The 18684-nt window shown below is 69.4% G+C and carries 16 protein-coding genes and 3 pseudogenes; 4 read left to right on the forward strand and 15 right to left on the reverse strand.

What is annotated here, in order from left to right; all coding sequences use genetic code 11:
* Positions 1-10: 10 nt before the first annotated feature.
* Positions 11-247, forward strand: a complete 237-nt coding sequence (locus OG852_RS01210) for a Tn3 family transposase (RefSeq protein ID WP_330351373.1) — start codon at positions 11-13, stop codon at positions 245-247.
* Between the two features lie 184 nt (positions 248-431).
* On the opposite strand, the gene OG852_RS01215 is transcribed toward OG852_RS01210, so the two are convergent.
* Positions 432-2888, reverse strand: coding sequence for an ATP-binding SpoIIE family protein phosphatase (locus OG852_RS01215; RefSeq protein WP_133916168.1), 2457 nt, complete (start codon positions 2886-2888; stop codon positions 432-434).
* A gap of 138 nt (positions 2889-3026) precedes the next feature.
* Here OG852_RS01215 and OG852_RS01220 point away from each other — a divergent pair.
* Positions 3027-3218: pseudogene (locus OG852_RS01220) on the forward strand (hypothetical protein); the annotation flags it as partial.
* Between the two features lie 131 nt (positions 3219-3349).
* Here OG852_RS01220 and OG852_RS01225 read toward each other — a convergent pair.
* The 3 genes from OG852_RS01225 to OG852_RS01235 all read right to left on the reverse strand — a co-directional run bounded on the left by OG852_RS01225 (position 3350) and on the right by OG852_RS01235 (position 5906).
* The gene (locus OG852_RS01225; RefSeq protein ID WP_330346848.1) at positions 3350-4321 is read right to left on the reverse strand and encodes an alpha/beta hydrolase; all 972 of its coding nucleotides are present in this window, start codon (positions 4319-4321) and stop codon (positions 3350-3352) included.
* A 257-nt stretch (positions 4322-4578) separates the two neighbouring features.
* Entirely contained in the window at positions 4579-5535 is a 957-nt protein-coding gene (locus OG852_RS01230; RefSeq protein WP_330346849.1) for an IS481 family transposase, read from the reverse strand.
* 101 nt (positions 5536-5636) lie between these two features.
* Positions 5637-5906 carry a transposase gene (locus tag OG852_RS01235; protein WP_443064494.1) on the reverse strand — a complete coding sequence of 90 codons (270 nt, stop codon included), beginning with the start codon at positions 5904-5906 and terminating at the stop codon, positions 5637-5639.
* A 768-nt stretch (positions 5907-6674) separates the two neighbouring features.
* On the opposite strand from OG852_RS01235, the gene OG852_RS01240 reads away from it, so the two are divergent.
* Positions 6675-7466, forward strand: a complete 792-nt coding sequence (locus OG852_RS01240) for a carbonic anhydrase (protein ID WP_208117406.1) — start codon at positions 6675-6677, stop codon at positions 7464-7466.
* 141 nt (positions 7467-7607) lie between these two features.
* The gene (locus OG852_RS01245; RefSeq protein WP_133917985.1) at positions 7608-8303 is read left to right on the forward strand and encodes a type 1 glutamine amidotransferase domain-containing protein; all 696 of its coding nucleotides are present in this window, start codon (positions 7608-7610) and stop codon (positions 8301-8303) included.
* Positions 8304-8361: 58 nt separating this feature from the next.
* Here OG852_RS01245 and OG852_RS01250 read toward each other — a convergent pair whose 3' ends face one another.
* From OG852_RS01250 to OG852_RS01295, 11 genes and pseudogenes are all read right to left on the reverse strand, one after another.
* Positions 8362-9084, reverse strand: a complete 723-nt coding sequence (locus tag OG852_RS01250; protein WP_133917986.1) for a FadR/GntR family transcriptional regulator — start codon at positions 9082-9084, stop codon at positions 8362-8364.
* Positions 9075-10088 (reverse strand): aldo/keto reductase, encoded by a 1014-nt coding sequence (locus tag OG852_RS01255; RefSeq protein WP_133917987.1) that lies wholly within the window; start codon positions 10086-10088, stop codon positions 9075-9077. Before OG852_RS01255 ends, OG852_RS01250 begins: the two co-directional genes overlap by 10 nt.
* Before the next feature lie 47 nt (positions 10089-10135).
* A complete protein-coding gene (locus OG852_RS01260; protein WP_133917988.1) occupies positions 10136-11185 on the reverse strand; it encodes a PfkB family carbohydrate kinase in 1050 nt (349 codons plus the stop codon).
* Positions 11182-11811 (reverse strand): bifunctional 4-hydroxy-2-oxoglutarate aldolase/2-dehydro-3-deoxy-phosphogluconate aldolase, encoded by a 630-nt coding sequence (locus tag OG852_RS01265; protein ID WP_443064495.1) that lies wholly within the window; start codon positions 11809-11811, stop codon positions 11182-11184. The genes OG852_RS01260 and OG852_RS01265 overlap by 4 nt, the downstream gene beginning before the upstream one ends.
* Positions 11808-12569: an SDR family oxidoreductase gene (locus OG852_RS01270; protein ID WP_133917990.1), complete on the reverse strand. Its 762-nt coding sequence runs from the start codon at positions 12567-12569 to the stop codon at positions 11808-11810. Before OG852_RS01270 ends, OG852_RS01265 begins: the two co-directional genes overlap by 4 nt.
* On the reverse strand, positions 12566-13609 hold the full coding sequence (locus OG852_RS01275) for a zinc-dependent alcohol dehydrogenase (RefSeq protein ID WP_133917991.1): 1044 nt from the start codon (positions 13607-13609) through the stop codon (positions 12566-12568). The genes OG852_RS01270 and OG852_RS01275 overlap by 4 nt, the downstream gene beginning before the upstream one ends.
* Before the next feature lie 90 nt (positions 13610-13699).
* Complete coding sequence (locus OG852_RS01280; protein WP_133917992.1) at positions 13700-14581, reverse strand: amidohydrolase family protein; 882 nt, start codon at positions 14579-14581, stop codon at positions 13700-13702.
* Positions 14574-15899, reverse strand: coding sequence for an L-fuconate dehydratase (locus OG852_RS01285; protein ID WP_330346850.1), 1326 nt, complete (start codon positions 15897-15899; stop codon positions 14574-14576). The genes OG852_RS01280 and OG852_RS01285 overlap by 8 nt, the downstream gene beginning before the upstream one ends.
* Positions 15900-16124: 225 nt before the next feature.
* Positions 16125-16388, reverse strand: a pseudogene (locus tag OG852_RS50810) (LUD domain-containing protein); the annotation flags it as partial.
* 184 nt (positions 16389-16572) lie between these two features.
* Positions 16573-17925, reverse strand: a pseudogene (locus OG852_RS01290) (lactate utilization protein B); the annotation flags it as partial.
* Positions 17922-18671: a (Fe-S)-binding protein gene (locus tag OG852_RS01295; protein WP_133917994.1), complete on the reverse strand. Its 750-nt coding sequence runs from the start codon at positions 18669-18671 to the stop codon at positions 17922-17924. The pseudogene OG852_RS01290 and the gene OG852_RS01295, both read right to left, overlap by 4 nt.
* Positions 18672-18684: the final 13 nt, after the last annotated feature.

Genomic DNA, 18684 nt, shown 5'->3' on the forward strand with positions numbered 1-18684 from the left:
CCTGGGGGCACTGCGCCACTGCACCGACATGGACATCGACCGCCAGTACACCGACACCCACGGCGCCTCCATCGTCGGGTTCGCGTTCGCGGACACGTTCGACTTCAATCTGATGCCCGGTCACCCAGCCACCCCACACACTGCGGAGCAGCACGCCGGCCTCTGCCGCGTCGTCTGCGCCGCACCCGGCACAGCGGCCCACGTATGGCTTGTCCGTACCGGACTATTCACGGCCTCGCCTCAATGAAGTGAGACCCTGCAGCAGAGCAGCTTGCGTGTTCTCGTCCTCGACGCCAGTGCCTCGATCATCGGCTACGGCAAGGAGTTGTGCCGCGCGTTCGGCGGAGATGTCCCAGTGCAGTACGACCGTGATCAGGAATTCCCACTCCTGGTAGCCGTCGGCTGGTTGGCCAGAGGAATGATCGCGTGTGTCAGGTGCCGGGCACGGTGCAACTCAGGGTCGTCTCGGCCCAGATCGTCTTGCCGCTACGGCTGTGGCGCGTGCCCCATCCTCGACTGAGCCGGGCCACGAGCAGCAGACCGCGGCCCCCCTCGTCGTTCGCGCGGGCGCGGCGGAGGTGAGGGGCGGTGCTGCTGCCGTCGGAAACCTCACAGGTGAGGTGGCGCTCGTGGATCAGCCGCAGCCGGATCGGAGGAGCGGCATGCCGGATGGCATTGGTCACCAGTTCGCTGACCAGCAGTTCGGCGACGAACGAGTCCTCGTCCAGGCCCCATGCGCCCAGTTGGGCGACCACAAGCTTGCGGGCCTTGGCAACGATGGCCGGGTCCCCGGGCAGGTCCCAGGTCGCGACGCGTCCCAGGACCCGGGTGCGGGCGGTCAGCAGCGCGATGTCGTCGGTGTGACGCTCGGCGGGGGGCAGCGCGCCCAGCAGCCGGTCGCACAGGTCGTCCAGGTCGGCGGCGGGCTGGGCGAGCGATGTGCGCAGCCTGGTGAAGCCCTTGGCGAGGTCATGGTCGGGGGTTTCGATCAGGCCGTCGGTGTAGAGCGCGATCACACTGCCCTCGGGAAGGGTGACCGAGGTGGCCTCGAAGGGCAGGTCGCCCACACCCAAAGGTGGACCGACGGGCAACTCGAGAATGTCCACGGTGCCGTCGGGTCTGATGACGGCCGGCCCGGGGTGGCCGGCGCTGGCAAGCGTGCAGACACGTGAAACGGGGTCGTAGACGGCGTACAGGCACGTCGAGCCGAAACCGCCGGCGAGTTCCGCGGCCTGGTCGTCCGGTGTGGTGCCGTCGGCCTCGGCGGAGAGCCGGACGACCAGGTCGTCGAGGTGCGTGAGCAGTTCGTCCGGTGCAAGGTCGACATCGGCGAGGGTGCGCACGGCGGTGCGCAGGCGTCCCATGGTCGCTGACGCCTGCACGCCGTGTCCGACCACGTCTCCGACGACCAGTGCGACCCTGGCACTGGACAGGGGGATTACGTCGAACCAGTCGCCCCCCGCTCCTCCGGGTCCGCCGGCGGGCAGATAGCGGGAGGCCACGTCCATGGCGGCCGCACGTGGCAGCCGCTGCGGGAGGAGAGTGCGCTGGAGAGTCGCCGCCGTGTCGCGCTCACGGGTGTAGCGGCGGGCGTTATCGATGGCCACGGCGGCCCGTGCGGAGATCTCCGCGGCGAGCAGCAGATCGTCTTGGTCGAAAAGATCCGGCGTCCGGTGACGGACGAGAACCGCCACCCCCAGGGTGGCACCCCGGGCCCGCAACGGCACGGCCATGGCGGAATGGACACCGAGCGCGCGTACCTCCGCCTCCAGGAGTGCGTTGCCGAGGAGTGACGCGTCGTACGGGGCCCGCAGCACAGCCCGCCCCGTGGCCAGGCACTCCGCCGTCGCGGAGTCACCCGAGTAGGAGACGACATCGCCGAGTGCGAAGGCCGCCTCGGGTGGTCCCGAGATCGCTGGCTTATGGGCGACGAGGCGCAACCGGACCGGGCACCCCGGAGGCGGTCCAGGGGCCTCGCCCGGAGGGCCGGTCGCCTCGGCGCCATCGAGGTCGGGGAGCAGCGACACGGCGACCAGGTCGGCGAATTCCGGAACGGTGACAGCGGCGAGCTCCGCGGCCGTGCGGACGACGTCCAGGGTGCTGCCGATGCGGACACTGGCGTCGTTGAGCGTCTGCAGCCGTTTGCGGGCCCAGTACTGCTCCGTGATGTCGTGCGCCGTGACACCCACGCCGCGCACAACGCCGTTCGGGTCCCGCACGGGGAAAGTCTGCTGGGACCACGCGTGCTCGCGGGACTCTCCGGGAACCCGCCCATAGGCCTCCATGTACTGCGGCTCGCCGGTCTCCAGCGTCCGCGCCATGGCTCTCTCGAGTCGGTCGCTGCTGGGATGGGGCGCGAGTTCCGGGACCCGCAGCCCGCGCCACTCTCTCTCGGGTAGGGACGTCGCGCCTTCGGCGACGCGGTTGGCACGACGACGGCGCAAGCGGATGTCGTGAACACCGATGGCGCAGGGCGTTTGCTCGAAGGCCCACACCCCCAGCGACTCGTCCCACAGGCCGGCAGCCTCCCCGTCGAGGGGGGAGACCAGGAACCAGCCGGGGTCCGCGTCGGCCTCCAGCCGATGGTGAGCCAGCACCCGAGCCTCCACCCGGTGCCCGTCCCGGTGCCGCAGCGCCACCGTGCCGCTCCACCGCGGCAGGACATCGATTCCCCTCACCAACTCCGCGGGGACATCCTGATCGAGCAGGCGGGTGGCCGGCTTTCCGACCACCTCGGCGGGTGAGTAGCCCAGCAGCCTGCGGGCACCCTCGCTCCACCCCGTCACCGTGCCATGCCCGTCAACGGTCGCTCTGGCCGTAGCGGCCTCGTCGAACCTGTCGCCGGGCAAAAACGCCTTTGCGGAGTCAGGTAGACCCGGTTGCTCCATCGCTGTCTCGCTTCCAGCCGACCACAAGCCTCTGCGAGGAACGGGCAGCCGAGACCTGCCGCCCGGGACCGTGATCCACTACAAGGGGGACACGTTGCCGACGGGCGGACGCCTGCAAAGCTGGAAGTCACTGTCAACATGGCGTGTGCCAGCTTCATAGGGAGGCGTGGCCGGCCGGACCTACAGGAGCGTCGCCGACTCGTCGCTCAGACCGAGATCGAGGACGCCGCGATAGGCCTCGTCGAATGGCAGGGTTTCGAACGCACGACGGTGATGACATCTCGTGCCGCGGCCGGGGTCTCCCCGGGCGCTTTCTTCCGGCGCTTCCGGGCGAAGGAAGACACGGCGCTGGGCGCCAATCGGGCCTCCGAGGCCGCACTGGTGTCCCGCTGCGACGCCTCCGCGTCCCGCGTCCCGTGTGGAAGCCTGCGGCCTGACCCGCCGGACCACCAGCGGGCCGCCTACGGCGTCCCGGACTGGGAGTGGCCAGCGGTCCACGAAGCCCCGTCTGCTTCCCGCAGGTTGTTTCGGGCGCCGTCGTCGTCGCGCCAGAGCCATCGGAGGGTTTCGGGGAGGATCGCGGCGCCATGCATGGGTGAGTGCCCTCCCTGGCCAACTTCCAGCCTGCAGTCGTAGCCGCGATACTGGAGGGCCGCGGCCATGTCACGGTTGGCGATCTCCCAGTCGCCGAACACGATGTTGAGGTCCTTGTGTCCGGTCTGGAGGAACACCCGCAGTGGCTTTTTTTCGCTTCGCCGGATCAGGGACGGGTAGGCGTGACCGCCTCGGATGTTCGTGAAACTGCCGCAGTGGCTAATGACGTTGCCGAACGCGTCTGGGCGCTCCCATGCCACAGTGAATGCGCAGCTCCCGCCCGAGCTGATCCCACAGATCCCGCGGCGTGTGGGCTCGGCGGTGATGCGGTAGCTCTGCTCGATACCGGGGAGCAGGTCCTCCAGGAGGAACTTCGCGTAGTCGCCACCGAGCGAGTCGTACTCCCGGCTCCTGTTGTCGGATCCGCCGTACACCGGCAGGCCGGGCCCGTTGAGACCGGGATCGACGAAGACGGCGATCGTGCTGGGTATGTCGCCGGCGGCGATGAGGTTGTCCAGCACGGCTGGTGTGTTGACTTCCGGGCCGAGGTAGATCTGGCCGTCCAAGAAGACCAGCAGTGAGGCGTCGGCGCTGCGGTCGTACTGGGCGGGAACGTAGACCCAGTAGTGGTGCGGGACCCCGGGGTAGACAGTGCAGTCGCGGAGCCGGTGCTCGTGAATCTGCCCCTGCGGGATTCCGGGCTGGTGCTGGGACTCTTCGCCGAGTTCATAGGGTTCATTACCTGAGCAGCTGTACGCGTAGGCGAGACGGTCCCGATCGGATATGCCGGTCCATTCTGCGGGAGGAAACTGCAGGTCGGTCGATTCGGTGGGCTCCAAGGCGGTGTAACTCCTTGCTGGACGAGTGTGTAGTGGTCACAAGCGGCGAGCTGGGAACTGGGAACTGGGAACTGGGAACTGGGAACTGGGAACTGGGAACTGGTCACATGATCCCCCCGAGGCTGCTATGTCATGTCAAGTCGTTTGATGGAGTTCGGCCGAATCCGGCTGCCCCTTCGCTCAAGGATCTTGAATTTCTGGGGAGAGATGTTGCGCTTGAGACAGCGCTGTGCGTCGCGGGCTCTCGCCCTCGCTGACTAGGTGTATTGACCCGAAGCGTTGTTCACACGGCTGATCGGTGGGTGGCCGCCGAGTGCGGTGTGGCAGCGGTGGTGGTTGTAGGTGTGGAGGAAGTCTGCCAGGGCTGCCGTGCGTTCGGTGTTGCTGGTGTAGGGCCGCTGGTAGGCCCACTCGTCGAGCAGGGTGCGGTTGAAGCGTTCGACCTTGCCATTGGTCTGCGGCCGGTAGGCGCGAGTCAGTTTGCGGCTCGCGCCCAGGTCGGCCAGGGCCTGCTGCCAGGCGAAGCTCTTGCGGTAGGGCCAGGCATTGTCGGTCAGGACCCGCTCGATGCGGTCGATGCCGCAGTCGGCGAAGAAGGCCGCGGCCCGGCGCAGGAAGGCGGCGCAGGTGGCGGCCTTCTCGTCGCCGTGGATCTCGCTGTAGGCCAGGCGGGTGTGGTCGTCGACGGCGGAGTGGACGTAGTCGAAGCCCATCCCGCTGCGGGTGGCACGGCCGGCTTGGCGGCCCAGCACTTTGTGGCCGCCGCCGTCGGGGATGCGGCCGAGTTTCTTGACGTCGACGTGGATGAGTTCGCCGGGCCGGTCGCGTTCGTAGCGGCGGATGACCTGACCGGTGGGGCGGTCCAGGAAGGCCAGGCGGTTCAGGCCGTGGCGGGTGAGGATGCGGTGCACCGTCGAGGCCGGCAGGTTCAGCATCGGTCCGAGGCGAGCCGGTCCGAGTTTGCGTGCCTGCCGCAGCAGGCAGACCCGGGCCTCGACCGCTGCTGCAGTGCGGTGTGGTGTCGTGCGGGGGCGGCTGGAGCGGTCGTGCAGCCCCTGTTCGCCCTCGGTCCGCCAGCGGCGGATCCACTTGTGGGCGGTGGCGCGGGAGATGCCCATTTCGGCCGCGACGTGCGCGACGGGGCGGCCGCCGCAGACACGTTCGACGAGCAGGCGCCTGCCGTGAACGGTCAGCCGGGCATTACGGTGGGACACGAAGACCTCCGTGCGGTGCAGTCCTAGACAGCTCCACCACACCGGAGGTCTTCGCCATGATCAAGCCCGGCGACTGTCAACAACGCTCGTGATCAATACAACTAGGGCGGGCGACGTACGTGTTCGTGGCAATCGAGTCGCATCCTGATCAGGGAGATGGTGTGCATCGTGCGGTTCAGCTGACGGTCGCCGCCTCGGTTCAGCCGGCGCTTGCTGGTAAGACCGGAGGAGGCCGGGATCGGAGCGACGCCAGCGAAGGATACGAAGGCTGCTGCCTCGGAGCGAAACCATCCCCGATGCGACCAGCTGACCAGGATCTGAGCTGCGGCGATCGGGTCAACGCCCGTGGAACTCAGGGCGCGGATGGTCACGCGATGCTCGGTAGGACAGTGCGGGCCAGTCGCAGAGGCCCGCGCAGCGTGTGATCTGCTGCGGTCGACTCAGGAGGCGAAGCTAGGCGCGGACGTCGTCCGGTGCCGTGTCCGCTTACTCGAGCTTGGGCCATAAACCTGATCGCGGACCGGACAATACAGAGCGAGCGGCAGCTTCGGCATCGGCCTTGCCCTGCTGGCCGACGCACCAGCGCCCGACAGCATCACCCCGTCTGTCGCGCGTTAGTCCGCGACGCGAGAACGCGGTGTCGTGCCTCGCCTGTCGAGGTCCAGTTCGCCACCATCTGGAAGACACTCCTGAGCAAGGGACAGATCGGGCAGACGCTGACGGTTCGGATCGCCAAGGAGAAACTGCGCACGATTGCGCCGAAAACCAATGGGTGGCATCCCGTGTCAGGGTCTTCCGGATGGGGACCGTTGGTACTCCAGTAGCAATCGCCGCCTCCCAATTCACTTCCGGGGTACCGGGGGTGGCTGAGAAATCACTCCTACATTGGGGCTGGGCCCTGAACAGGCCCTCAGTACCGCGGCTCGATACACGCCTTTGCCAGACAAGCCGACGCACCATGGGAATACCATCTTCGGATGGACAGGCCTCGGTCACAATTTTCGTCAGTTACCCATCGGTTGTGCACCCAGATTTCGCAGTCGAGACAACTTTGCATTCATATTCATGGACGCATTCCCGCATTTATTACGTCCTTCATATTCCCCCACACGAGACATACAGAACGGAAGGAAACGCTGATGGGCACGGTTGGACAGCCGCTGCGCAGATCCATACTTACCGGAGGACTGGTGGCCACCGTGGCCGCGCTTTCCAGCTGCTCGTCGAAGACGGACAGCACAAAGACGGAGAACGCGGCGAATGCGGATGCAGCGAAGACCTCCTCGCCGTCCGCGAGTACCCAGGGTTCGTCTTCGGCCGATCGGCCTGACTCGCCGTGGGCAGCCTTCGCCCGGCTGATGGATGGCAACAGGCGCTGGGTGGACGGGAAGCTGCTGCACCCCGACCGGGACCCCAGCCAGCGTCAGTTTGTCGCCGAGGAGCAGGATCCTTACGGCGTGATCCTGTCCTGCATCGATTCTCGTGTGCCGCCGGAGCTGCTGTTCGACACCGGGCTCGGCGACCTGTTCGTGATGCGTACCGGCGGGCAGGTGGTGGGACCGGTGGTCACCGGCTCCGTCGAGTACGGACCCATGACGTCGGGGACGCCTCTGATCGTCGTACTCGGGCACCAGCGCTGCGGCGCCGTCAAGGCCGCATACAAGGCGTTGAAGGACAACAAGCCGCTGCCCGGCAACCTGCAGGCCATCGCCGAGGCGCTGCGGCCCGCGTACGAGCAGACGGAGAAGACCAAGCACGCCGACCCGGTCGACGCCATGATCCGCATCCACACCAAGCAGACCTCCGCCGACCTACGGTCCAACGCCGACCTCGCCCCGCTCGTAAAGAAGGGCGACCTGGCCGTCGTCAGCGCCTACTACTCACTCGACACCGGCCGGGTGGAAGTCCTCACCGGTGCACCTTCCGCTTGACGGAACAGATCTTTCCCGGATCGACTCGACCGACCGCGATGTCAGACTCTGAACAAAGCAGGGCCTGTTCGCGCCGGAACAACGTTGCCCTTCCGGGAGGCCCCGCCTCACTGTCAAACCACGCTCGACAGAAGGAACCCCATGCCCCGCACGAACCGCATCCTCGTCATCGTCACCAGCAGCGGCGAGTACGAGAAGGTCGGATACCGCACCGGTCTCTGGCTGGGTGAACTGACACACTTCTACGATGTCGCCGAACAGGCCGGATTCGAACTCACCATCGCCAGCATCGAGGGCGGACCCGTGCCACTCGACCCGGAGAGCCTCGCCCACACCGTCCTCGGCGACCTCGGCACCGACAAGCGATACACCGACCGCCTGTTCATGGACAAACTCAAGGACACCGTGGCCGTAACCGAGGTCGACGTCGACGACTACGACGCCATCTACCTCACCGGCGGTCACGGCGTGATGTTCGACTTCCACCAGAGCCAGGCGCTGGAGACGCTCATCGCGCGGTTCTACGAGACCGGCCGGATCGTCTCGGCCGTCTGCCACGGGCCGTGCGGCCTGCTCGACGTCACTCTGAGCAGCGGCGAGCCCCTGGTGAAGGGCAGGAACGTCACCGGCTTCTCCTGGCGGGAGGAGGAACTCGCCCAGCGGGCGGACGCCGTCCCCTACAGCCTGGAGGACCGGCTCAAAGAACTCGGAGCCTCCTACAGCGCCGCGAAGAAGCCCTTCGACATCTACGTCGTCGAGGACGGCCGCCTCATCACCGGGCAGAATCCCGGCAGCGCCAAGGCCGTCGCCGAGGCAGTGGTCCGACACCTGGTCTGAGATCCCGCCCGTCATGCGACTCCGGCCGTCCCGAGCTCCGGGAGTGCCCTGTCCGCTCTCAGCCGGATTTCGCGGGGGTGCCGGAGGGAAAGCCGCCGGACTCTATGTGTTCCCGCAACCACTGTTCCGTGCTGCTGACGTGCAGCAGCGCGGCCGCCTGGCTGAGTGAGGCGTCGCGGCCGGCCAGCGCCTCGAAGATCGCCTCGTGTTCCGTGACGGTCCTGGCGGCGACCCGGGCGTCGGCCTGGCCCCGCCGGATCCGGGCGCGAAGCGTGCGGCCGGAGACGCCTTCGAGGAGTGCCAGCAGGGACTCGTTCCCGGTGGCCGCGACAACGGCGCGATGGAACGCCGCGTCGTGCGCGTTGAGCACTTCGACGTCGTCGCGGGCCTCCCGCATGGCGTCGAGGTGGTACTTGATCTCGGCCAGTTGCTCGTCGGTGATGCGGGTGGCTGCAAGCCCGGTGGCGACCGGTTCGAGCAGCCTCCGCACCTCCATCAGGTCCAACAGCGCGCCCGCGTCGGCCTGAAGCAGTTCCACGGCACCGCCCAGGCCCTCCAGCAGCACGCTCGCCTGCAGGCTGCTGACATATGTGCCGTCGCCCCGTTTGACCTCCAGCACGCGGGCGACTGCCAGGGCTTTGACCGCCTCGCGGGCCAGGTTGCGGGACAGCCCCAGCTGAGCCGCCAGCTCCGCTTCCGGGGGCAGCTTCGAGCCAGGAGGCAGGGCGCCGGTCCGGATCAGCTCACGAATCTGCTCGATGGCCTTGTCCGTCAATGACACCGTTCCCCCTCTCCGTGCAGGTCCGTCTCCGGCACGTCCGGTCTGATGAGACCCCGGGCACGCAGATCGGCCCAGAGGCCACTGGGGACGGGTCGGCTGTGCAGTGCGGCGTTCCGCGTGACTTGGTCCCCGTCGCGCATGCCAAGAGTGACGTTGATGATACGGGGGTGCGTGAAGGGAAACGCGATTGCTGCCGCGGGCAGGGTCGTCCCGTGCTCCTCGCACACGTCCGCGATGGCCCGCGCCCGCGCGACGAGGTCGACCGGGGCGGCCCGGTAGTCGTATTTCATGCCCTCCACCGGCCGGTCGTGGGAGAGCAGGCCCGAGTTGAACACGCCGACCGCAACGACGCTCTTGCCGTGCTCCGCCGCCGCCGGCAGGACGTCGTCCAGTGACGACTGGTCCAGAAGGCTGTACCTCCCGGCCAGCATGACCACGTCGGCGGCGGTCTCGCGCAGGAACCGCGCCAGCATGGCCGACTGGTTCATGCCGGCCCCGATGGCCCCGATGATGCCCTGGTCACGCAGGTCCGCCAGGGCGGGCATGGCCTCCTCGGCCGCCTGCTTCCAGTGGTCGTCCGGATCGTGCACGTACACGACGTCCAGCCGGTCCAGCCCCGTGCGTTCGAGGGTGGCCTCGATGGAGCGGAGTACTCCGTCCCGGCTGAAGTCCCACTCCCGCCGCAGATCGTCCCGCACGGCAAAGCCTTCGCTGTCGACGCCCCGCGGCTTGTCGTTGGGGACGAGCAGGCGCCCCACCTTCGAGGAGATGACGTAGTCGTCGCGCGGGCGGTCCCGCAGGGCCACCCCCAGCCGACGCTCCGAGAGGCCGAGCCCGTAGTGGGGGGCGGTGTCGAAGTACCGGATGCCCGAATCCCAGGCGGCCTCGACGGCGCCCGTCGCGTCGTGGGCCGGGGTGACCCGGTAGAGGTTGCCGATGACTGCGGCCCCGAAACCGAGCTCGGTGAGCTCGACGGGCGTGTTGGTGATCTTCCTGCGATGCAAGGCGCCCTCCCCGGGACGTCGGTGGTGTGTTGGTGGTGTGTTGTCGCTCAGCGCCGGACGTGGGCAGAGACGCCGCCCACCAGCGCCTCGACCTCGGCGAGGGACGCCATGGACACGTCGCCGGGGGTGGTCATGGTGAGCGCGCCATGGGCGGTGCCGTACGCGAGGGCACGCTCCAGGCCGGTCCCGGTGCGCAGGCCGTAGATCAGGCCGGCGGCGAACCCGTCACCTGACCCGATGCGGTCCAGTACGTGCAGGCCGGGCATCTCGGGGCCCGTGACGAACCCTGTCTGCGCCGACCAGGCCGCCGAGGTCCAGTCGTTGACGCCCGCCGAGGGCACGCCCCGCAGCGTCGTCGCCAGCACCCGCACACCGGGCACCCGATCTGCCACCTCGAGCAATGCCTTTGACACCTCGTCGGCACCGAGGCGTACCGCTCCGGGATGCTCGCCCGCCAAGCCCAGGGCGCCCACCACGACGTCGGCGTGCCGCGCCAGCCGGAGGTCGACCTCACGCGCCCGCTCCGGGCCGCCCCGGCCGGCCCAGAGGCTCGGGCGGTAGTTGGGGTCGTAGGAGACGGTCACGCCGTGCCGGCGGGCGGCGGTCATCGCCTCCTCGGCGACCTCGACCGTGGCGTCCGACAACCCCGCGAAGATGCCGCCGGTGTGGAACCACCGGGCGCCCGTGGAGAAGACGGAGTCCCAGTCGATGTCGCCCGGCCGCAGCTGGGACACCGCGGTGTTGGCGCGGTCGCTGACCCCGAGGGCTCCCCGGATGCCGAAGCCGCGTTCTACGAAGTTGAGGCCGTTGCGTGCGGTGCGTCCGATGCCGTCGGCGGGAACCCAGCGGATGAGCGAGGGGTCGACTCCGCCCTGCAGGATCAGGTCCTCGGTGAGGCGGCCCACCTCGTTGTCCACGAGAGCCGTGACGACGGCCGTCCGCAGACCGAAGCAGCGGCGCAGGCCGCGCACGACGTTGTACTCGCCGCCGCCCTCCCAGACCTGGAAGGTACGGGCGGAGCGGATCCGGCCCTCGCCCGGGTCGAAGCGCAACATCACCTCGCCGAGGGCGACCACCTCCGGTCCCCTCCCAGTCATGCCGCGCTCCTCTGCATGGCCTCGGCCGTCAGTCTCCGGATCTCCGCGTAGTCCCGGCGCTCCAGGTGACCGGCGGCGGTCATCCAGCTGCCGCCAACCGCGAGGACCGCTGGATGAGAGAGGTAGACGGACAGGTGTGCGGGCCCGATGCCACCCGTCGGCACGAACCGGGCCTGCGGGAACGGTGCCGCCAGAGCCTGGAGCAGCCACGTGCCTCCCAGAGGTTCGGCCGGGAACAGCTTCACGGTGGTGAGTCCGGCTCGCAGGGCCTGCATCAGTTCCGTGGCGGTGGCGATGCCCAGCACGACCGGAACACCCAGGTCCCGACATGTGTCCACAACTTCCGCGTCGAAGCCGGGCGACAGTACGAAGCGCGCCCCGGCCGCGACCGCCCGCTCCGCCTGCTCGGGGGTGAGGACCGTGCCCGCGCCCACGGTGAGGCCACCGTGTTCAGCCATCGCCCGCAGCGCCTTTTCGGCGTCCGGGGTGCGGAAGGTGACCTCAGCGCACCGGGCGCCGCCCGCGGCGAGTGCCTCGGCCAGTGGAGCCGCCGTGCCGGCGTCCGGCACCGTCAGCACGGGCAGGATCCGGGTCCCGGACAGGGCGGCGGTCAGGTCGGTGCTCACCTGCCGAGCCATCCGCCGTCGACGGGCAAGACGGTGCCGTGGATGTAGGCGGCGGCGTCCGAGGCGAGGAAGACGGTGGCGCCGGCCAGGTCGTCCGCGTCGCCCCAGCGGCCGGCCGGGATGCGGTCCAGGATCGCCTTGCTGCGTACCGGATCCTCCCGCAGGGCCTGGGTGTTGTCGGTGGAGATGTAGCCGGGCGCGATGGCGTTGACGTTGACGCCGTGCGGGGCCCACTCGTTCGCCAGCGCCTTGGTCAGACCGGCGATGCCGTGCTTGGCGGCGGTGTAACCGGGCACGGTGATCCCGCCCTGGAAGCTGAGCAGCGACGCCGTGAAGATGACCTTGCCCCGGCCGCGGGCCACCATCGCCGCGCCGACCGCCCGGGTCAGCGCAAACTGCGCGCTGAGGTTGACCTGGAGCACCAACTCCCAGTCGGTATCGGGATGTTCTACTGCGGGGGCGCGGCGGATGGTGCCCGCGTTGTTGACCAGGATGTCCACCGGCCGGGTGCGGCCGGCGAGGTCAGCGCCCAGGGCTCGTACGGCCTCCCGGTCGGCGAAGTCGGTGCGGATCGCCTCGAAGGCGCGGCCCGTGGAGGTGACGTCCTTCTCGACGTCGCTTCCCGACTCCTCCAGCGAGGCGCTGACGCCGATGACGTCCGCGCCGGCCTCGGCGAGCGCGCGGGCCATGGCCCGGCCGATGCCGCGCCGGGCCCCGGTGACGACGGCGAGCCTGCCGGTGAGGTCGAAGGCGGTCATACGGCGGCCTCCTCGGCCTCGTCGGTGCAGTCCACCAGGATCTTCATCACGTCGCCTCCGGACTCCAGGGCCTCGAACGCCGAGGGTGCCTCGGCGAGTGGCACCACCTTGCTGATGAGCTGCTCGGCGGGGATCGTGCCGTCCGCGACCAGCGTCACGGCTCGCTCGAAGTCGGACCGGTCGTACAACCGGGCGCCGACCAGCGTGAGTTCGCGCCAGAAGAAGCGGTGCAGGTTCACCTCGCGGTGCTGGGGATGTATGGCGACCAGGCACAACCGGCCCCGGACGCCGAGGACTTCGACCGCCGTGTCCATCCCGGCGGCGGCCCCCGACACTTCGAAGGCGACATCCGCCCCCGCGTCGCCGGTCCACTCCCGGACCAGCTCGGGCACGTTCTGCGCGGAGGGGTCCCAGGTCGCCAGGCCCAGCTTCTCGGCGAGCAGGCGGCGATGGGCGCTGAGCTCCACGACCCGGACCTCGGCACCGGCGGCGCGCGCGACCAGCGCGATGAGGACACCCACCGGTCCGCCGCCGACGACGACGACCCGTTCCCCGCCGCGCACTTCGGCCCGGCCCACGTCGTGCACGGCGACCGCCGTCGGCTCGACGAGTGCGGCCCGGTCCAGGGCGACCGAGTCCGGCAGCCGCAGGAGGGTTGCGGCGGGTACCATCCAGCGCTGTTGCATTGCGCCGGGCGAGTCGATGCCGATGAAGTCGAGGTGCTGGCAGATGTGCTGATGGCCGGCCCGGCAGGCAGGACAGCTGTCGTCCCAGCGCAGCGGCATCACGGTCACCGCGTCGCCGGGCTGCCAGCCCTCCACCTCGGGTCCCACCCGTACGATCCGGCCGGACATCTCGTGTCCGAGGACGGTGGGCGCGTGGACCCGCGCGTCCATGTCGCCGTGGAAGATGTGCAGGTCGGTGCCGCATATGCCGACGTAGGCCGGGGCCACTTCGACCTCTCCGGGGCCGGGCAGCGGACTCGTCACGAGGGCCGTGTCCAGGGTGCGGGCCGCGATGTAGCGGACGGCGCGTGTCATCGTCTTGGAGGTCCTTTCGGCGCGGGTGCTGGTGGGTGAGTGGGGGTGGCTGCAGGGCGGGCGCTTCCGGTTCGTCCGCGGACCGGGTCCTCAGCGGGGCCGCAGCCGGTAGAAGTCGGTCGCGGTGCCGGCGAGGATCGCCCGGGTCTCGCTCGCGGAGAGACCGGCGAGGAATTCCTCGACTGTGACGGCCCAGCGGTTCCAGCCGCCGGCGAGCTCGCAGACCGGCCAGTCGGAGCCGAACATGAGCCGGTATGGGCCGAAGGCGGAGAGCAGCACGTCCCACACCGGCCGGATGTCGGCGACGGTCCACTTCGCGTGGTCGGCCTCGGTGACGAGACCTGACACCTTGCAGCGCACCTGCGGGTGTTTGGCCAGCAGGCGGATCTGTCCTTCCCAGTCGGTCAGGTCGCCGCCGGTGATGGGTGGCTTCCCCGCGTGGTCGAGGACGATGTCCAGGTCGGGGATGGCTTCGGCGAGCCGGATCGCCTGGGGCAGCTGGTGGCTGCGGATCAGGACGTCGTAGCCGAGCCCGTGGTCGCGCACGGCGCGCAGCCCGGACTCCACGACGGGGCGCTGCAGCCAGTCGGGGTCCGGCTCCGCCTGCACGATGTGCCGGACGGCTCGCAGGTGGGTGCCGCCGGGACTGGCGCCCAGTCCGTCCAGGATGTCCTTGATGTCGAGGCAGGTCAGATCCACCCACCCTACGACCGCGCCGATCAGCGGTTCGACGTCGGCCAGGGCCAGCAGCTCACGGGTTTCGGGCAGGGAGGTCACGCACTGGACGACCACGGTTCGCTCCAGCCGGCGTCCCGCGATCGTCTGGGTGGCGGTCTTGCGCAGGTTGCCGGTGTCGAAGGAGCGGCGGATCGGTTCGTGGCCCGGGTCGTCCAGCCAGGGCTGAGGGCGTCGGTCGAGGTTCCACACGTGGTGGTGGGCGTCGACGAGACCGGGGCGCGCGTTGTCAGACACGGGCCAGCCAGACGGGGCCGTCGGGGTAGGTGTACTCCTTGAGGGAGTCCGGGTGCATCTGTGCGCTCAGTCCCGGGAGGGTGGGCGCCAGGTAGTGGCCGTCGGCGATGCGGACCGGGTCGACGAAGTGCTCGTGCAGGTGGTCGACGTACTCGATGACCCGGTCCTCGGTGGTGCTGGAGACGGCGACGTAGTCGAACATCGACAGGTGCTGCACCATCTCGCACAGGCCGACCCCGCCGGCGTGCGGGCAGACCGGCACCCCGAACTTGGCCGCGAGCAGCAGGATCGCGATGTTCTCGTTGACGCCGCCGACCCGCGCGGAGTCGATCTGCACGATGTCGACCGCGCCGGCCTGGAGGAGCTGCTTGAAGACGACCCGGTTGGCCACGTGCTCACCCGTGGCGACCTTGATGGGGGCCACGGCCCGGCGGACGGCGGCGTGGCCGAGGATGTCGTCGGGGGAGGTGGGTTCCTCGATCCAGTACGGGTCGTAGGGCGCCAGGGCCGTCATCCAGTCGATCGCGGGCTGGACGTCCCAGCGCTGGTTGGCGTCGACGGCGATGCGGATGTCCGGGCCGACCGCCGCACGGGCGGTGCGCAGGCGGCGTACGTCGTCCTCCAGCGAAGCCCCGACCTTCAGCTTGATCTGCGTGAAGCCGTCCGCGACGGCCTCCCGGGCGAGGCGGGCCAGCTTCTCGTCCGAGTAGCCGAGCCAGCCCGGAGTGGTGGTGTAGGCGGGGTAACCGCGTTCCAGGAGGCGGGCGATGCGCTCCTCACGGCCCGGCTCGGCACGCTTGAGAATCTCCAGGGCCTCCTCGGGGGTGAGGGCGTCGCTCAGCCAGCGGAAGTCGACCTGGGCCACGAGCTCCTCGGGCGACATCTCGGCCAGGAATCGCCAGACGGGCTTGCCCGCGCGCTTGGCGGCCAGGTCCCAGGCGGCGTTGACGACGGCGCCGGTGGCCATGTGGATGGCCCCCTTCTCCGGGCCCAGCCAGCGCAGTTGCGGGTCGTGGACAAGGGAGCGGGAGAAGGCTCCGAGATCGCCGCAGACCTCCTCGACGGACAGGCCGACCACGTGCGGGGCGAGCGTCGAGATGGCGGCGGCCTGCGCGTCGTTGCCCCGCCCGGTGGTGAAGGCCAGGGCGTGGCCCTCCAGCCCGTCGCCGGCGTCGGTGCGCAGGACGACGTAGGCCGCCGAGTAGTCGGGCTCGGGGTTCATGGCATCCGAGCCGTCCAGGTGCTCGGATGTCGGAAAACGGACGTCCAGGACCTCGAGGGCCGTGATGCGGGGTGATGAGGGTGCGGCGGACGACATGACAGCAACTCCTGTGAACGGGCGGGCGGGAACGAAGGCCGCCTGCGGGACGAGCGGCGGCGTCGGGGACGCTGCGCCAACCAGTCGAGGCGACAATAGATCGAGAAACATCCTATGTCTAGAGCCATTAAGTGGGGGAGATATAACCGACTCGCCCAGATCTTCCTCACTATAGATAGGATGTATCGGTAGGGCATGGGGGAATGAGTCATCGATCACGACGATGTCGAGAACGCGTGGTCCGTGCACTCCCTCCACCCGGTCCAGTTCGATGTCGCTCGTGGCCGAGGGACCGGAGACGAGCACCAGGGGTCGGAGCGGATCGAGGCGCGCGAGCGCGGCCGACACATCACCGACGATCTGGCTCGCCCAGACAACGCAGACGTGCTGGTCCGGCAGAAGTGTCAGAGCGCGGCGCTCCTGTCCGGTACTGCCGTCAAGGATCACCGTGCCCGTGACGGCGACGGCCACGGTGACGCCGGTGACCACGGCGTCCGCGTCGTCGAGCTACCGGACAGTCAGAGGCGGAACGTCCGACAGCCTAGTCCACGGGCCCTCAGGCACCAGGCCCTCGGGACAACCCAGCGAAACCACCAGCGAACGGGCTCCCGTCCGCCGAAGCGCATCCGCCACGGCGGCGGACGCCTGTGCCTGTGGCACCCTGACGACCGTGGCCGATCCGGCCGCGCCGGGCCACCAGACGGCCACCGAGGGCGGCCAGTCGCTGCACCGCCGCCAGGCGCCTCGGCGAGGACAGCACCGGCTCGCCGCCTTCATGGCCACCGCCTCGGGCGTGGGCAGCAGCCGGCCTTGGCGCTTCGCCTCGACCGCCTCGGCCCGCAGGTGGACCAGCACTTCCGGGATGTTGATCTTGACAGGGCAGGCGTCGTCGCAGGCCCCGCACAGCGTGGACGCGAAGGGCAGTGAGGCGGCGTTGTCCACGCCCACGAACTGTGGGGTCAAAACGGCGCCGATCGGGCCGGGATACACCGAGCCGTAGGCGTGACCGCCGGTGCGCTCGTACACGGGGCAGACGTTCAGGCACGCCGAGCAGCGGATGCAGGCGAGCGCCTGCCGGCCCACCTCGTCGGCGAGGGTCGCGGTGCGGCCGTTGCCGAGGAGCACCAGATGGAATTCCCGGGGGGCCGTCGCCGTCGGTGACATTGGCCCACAGCGAGGTGTACGGGTTCATGCGCTCGCCCGTGGAAGAGCGCGGCAGCAACTGTAGGAAGACCTCCAGGTCGGCGAAGGACGGCAGCACCTTCTCCATGCCCATGACGGTGATCAGGGTCTCCGGCAGCGTCAGGCACATCCGCCCGTTGCCCTCGGACTCCACGACCACCACCGTGCCGGTGTCGGCGGCGGCGAAGTTGGCGCCGGAGACGGCCACCTTGGCCCGCAGGAACTTTTCCCGCAGGTGGAGGCGTGCGGCCTCGGCGAGATCCCGGGGCTCGTCGGTGAGGTCGTCGGGGGCGGGCCTGCCCCAGGCGCCCATCTCCCGCCGGAAGATCTCCCGGATCTCCGAGCGGCCCCGGTGGATGGCTGGCACGAGGATGCGCGAGGGCCGGTCCTGCCCCAGCTGCACGATGAGCTCGGCCAAATCCGTCTCGTACGCGCGAATGCCCTCCTCCGCGAGCGCCTCGTTGAGACCGATCTCCTGCGTGGCCATCGACTTGACCTTGACGACCTCGCTCTCGCCAGTGGCCTTCACCAGGTCGGCCACGATGCGGTTGGCCTCGGTGGCGTCGGCCGCCCAGTGGACCGTGCCGCCGGCCTCCGTGACCGACTCCTCCAGCCTCAGCAGGCAGTGGTCCAGATGCCTCAGGGTGTGGTGTTTGACCTGGGCCGCCCGTTCTCGCAGCTCCTGCCAGTCGTCCAGTTCGGCGGCGACAGCCAGCCGTCTGGCGCGGATCGTGCCGGTCGCCCGGCGCAGGTTCGTGCGCAACCGGGTGTCGGCCAGCGCGCCGCGGGCGGCTTCGGGGAAGGCGGGAGTGCCCAGCCACACGACGTTGTCGGGTCCGGTCACGGTGTGCTCCCTTCGCCGTCCCCGGTGGCGGCGAGGATCTCGGCCAGGTGTCTGGTCCCGACGCCGGTGCGCAGGCGGGACAGCCCGCCCCCGATGTGGGTGAGGCATGAGCTGTCGCCCGCCCACAGGAACTCCGCACCGGTGTTCTGCACATGGCGCATCTTGTCGGCCAGCATGGCGTTCGACACCTCGGCGTTCTTGAGGGCGAAGGTGCCGCCAAAGCCGCAGCACGATTCAGCGTCCGGCAGTTCGACCAGGCCGATGCCCTTCACCGCGCGCAGCAGCCTGAGCGGCCGGTCACCGACTTTGAGCATGCGCAGCGAGTGGCAGGTCGGGTGGTAGGTGACCCGGTGCGGGAAGTACGCGCCGACATCGGTGACACCGAGCACGTCGATGAGGAACTCCGACAGCTCGTACACCTTCGGAGCCAGTCGCGCGACGGCATCGCGCAGAGGCGGGTCCCCGTACTGCGCGGCCACCACGGCGTGGTGGTCCCGCACCATCCCGGCGCAGGAGCCGGACGGGGTGACCACGGCCTCGTACCCGCCGAAGACCTCGGCGAAGCGGCGGACCATCGGCGTCGACTCCGGGCGGTAGCCGGTGTTGAAGTGCATCCGCCCGCAGCACGTCTGCGCCTCGGGGAGGTCCACCGTGTGCCCCAGCCGCTCCAGCAGCGTGGTCACCGCCCGGCCGGTGCTCGGGAACATCATGTCGTTGCAGCACGTGATGAAGAGGGCTACGCGCATGGCGGTGTCCTTG

This window comes from Streptomyces sp. NBC_00582, from assembly GCF_036345155.1.
In the GTDB taxonomy this organism is placed as follows: domain Bacteria; phylum Actinomycetota; class Actinomycetes; order Streptomycetales; family Streptomycetaceae; genus Streptomyces.

Bases quoted from the DNA above. Each gene is read 5' to 3' on its own strand.
- OG852_RS01270 (WP_133917990.1), bottom strand. From the start codon at position 12,569: ATGACCGCCTTCGACCTCACCGGCAGGCTCGCCGTCGTCACCGGGGCC.
- OG852_RS01295 (WP_133917994.1), bottom strand. From the start codon at position 18,671: ATGCGCGTAGCCCTCTTCATCACGTGCTGCAACGACATGATGTTCCCG.
- OG852_RS01245 (WP_133917985.1), top strand. From the start codon at position 7,608: ATGCCCCGCACGAACCGCATCCTCGTCATCGTCACCAGCAGCGGCGAG.
- OG852_RS01240 (WP_208117406.1), top strand. From the start codon at position 6,675: ATGGGCACGGTTGGACAGCCGCTGCGCAGATCCATACTTACCGGAGGA.
- OG852_RS01215 (WP_133916168.1), bottom strand. From the start codon at position 2,888: ATGGAGCAACCGGGTCTACCTGACTCCGCAAAGGCGTTTTTGCCCGGC.
- OG852_RS01260 (WP_133917988.1), bottom strand. From the start codon at position 11,185: ATGACTGGGAGGGGACCGGAGGTGGTCGCCCTCGGCGAGGTGATGTTG.
- OG852_RS01275 (WP_133917991.1), bottom strand. From the start codon at position 13,609: ATGACACGCGCCGTCCGCTACATCGCGGCCCGCACCCTGGACACGGCC.
- OG852_RS01285 (WP_330346850.1), bottom strand. From the start codon at position 15,899: ATGTCGTCCGCCGCACCCTCATCACCCCGCATCACGGCCCTCGAGGTC.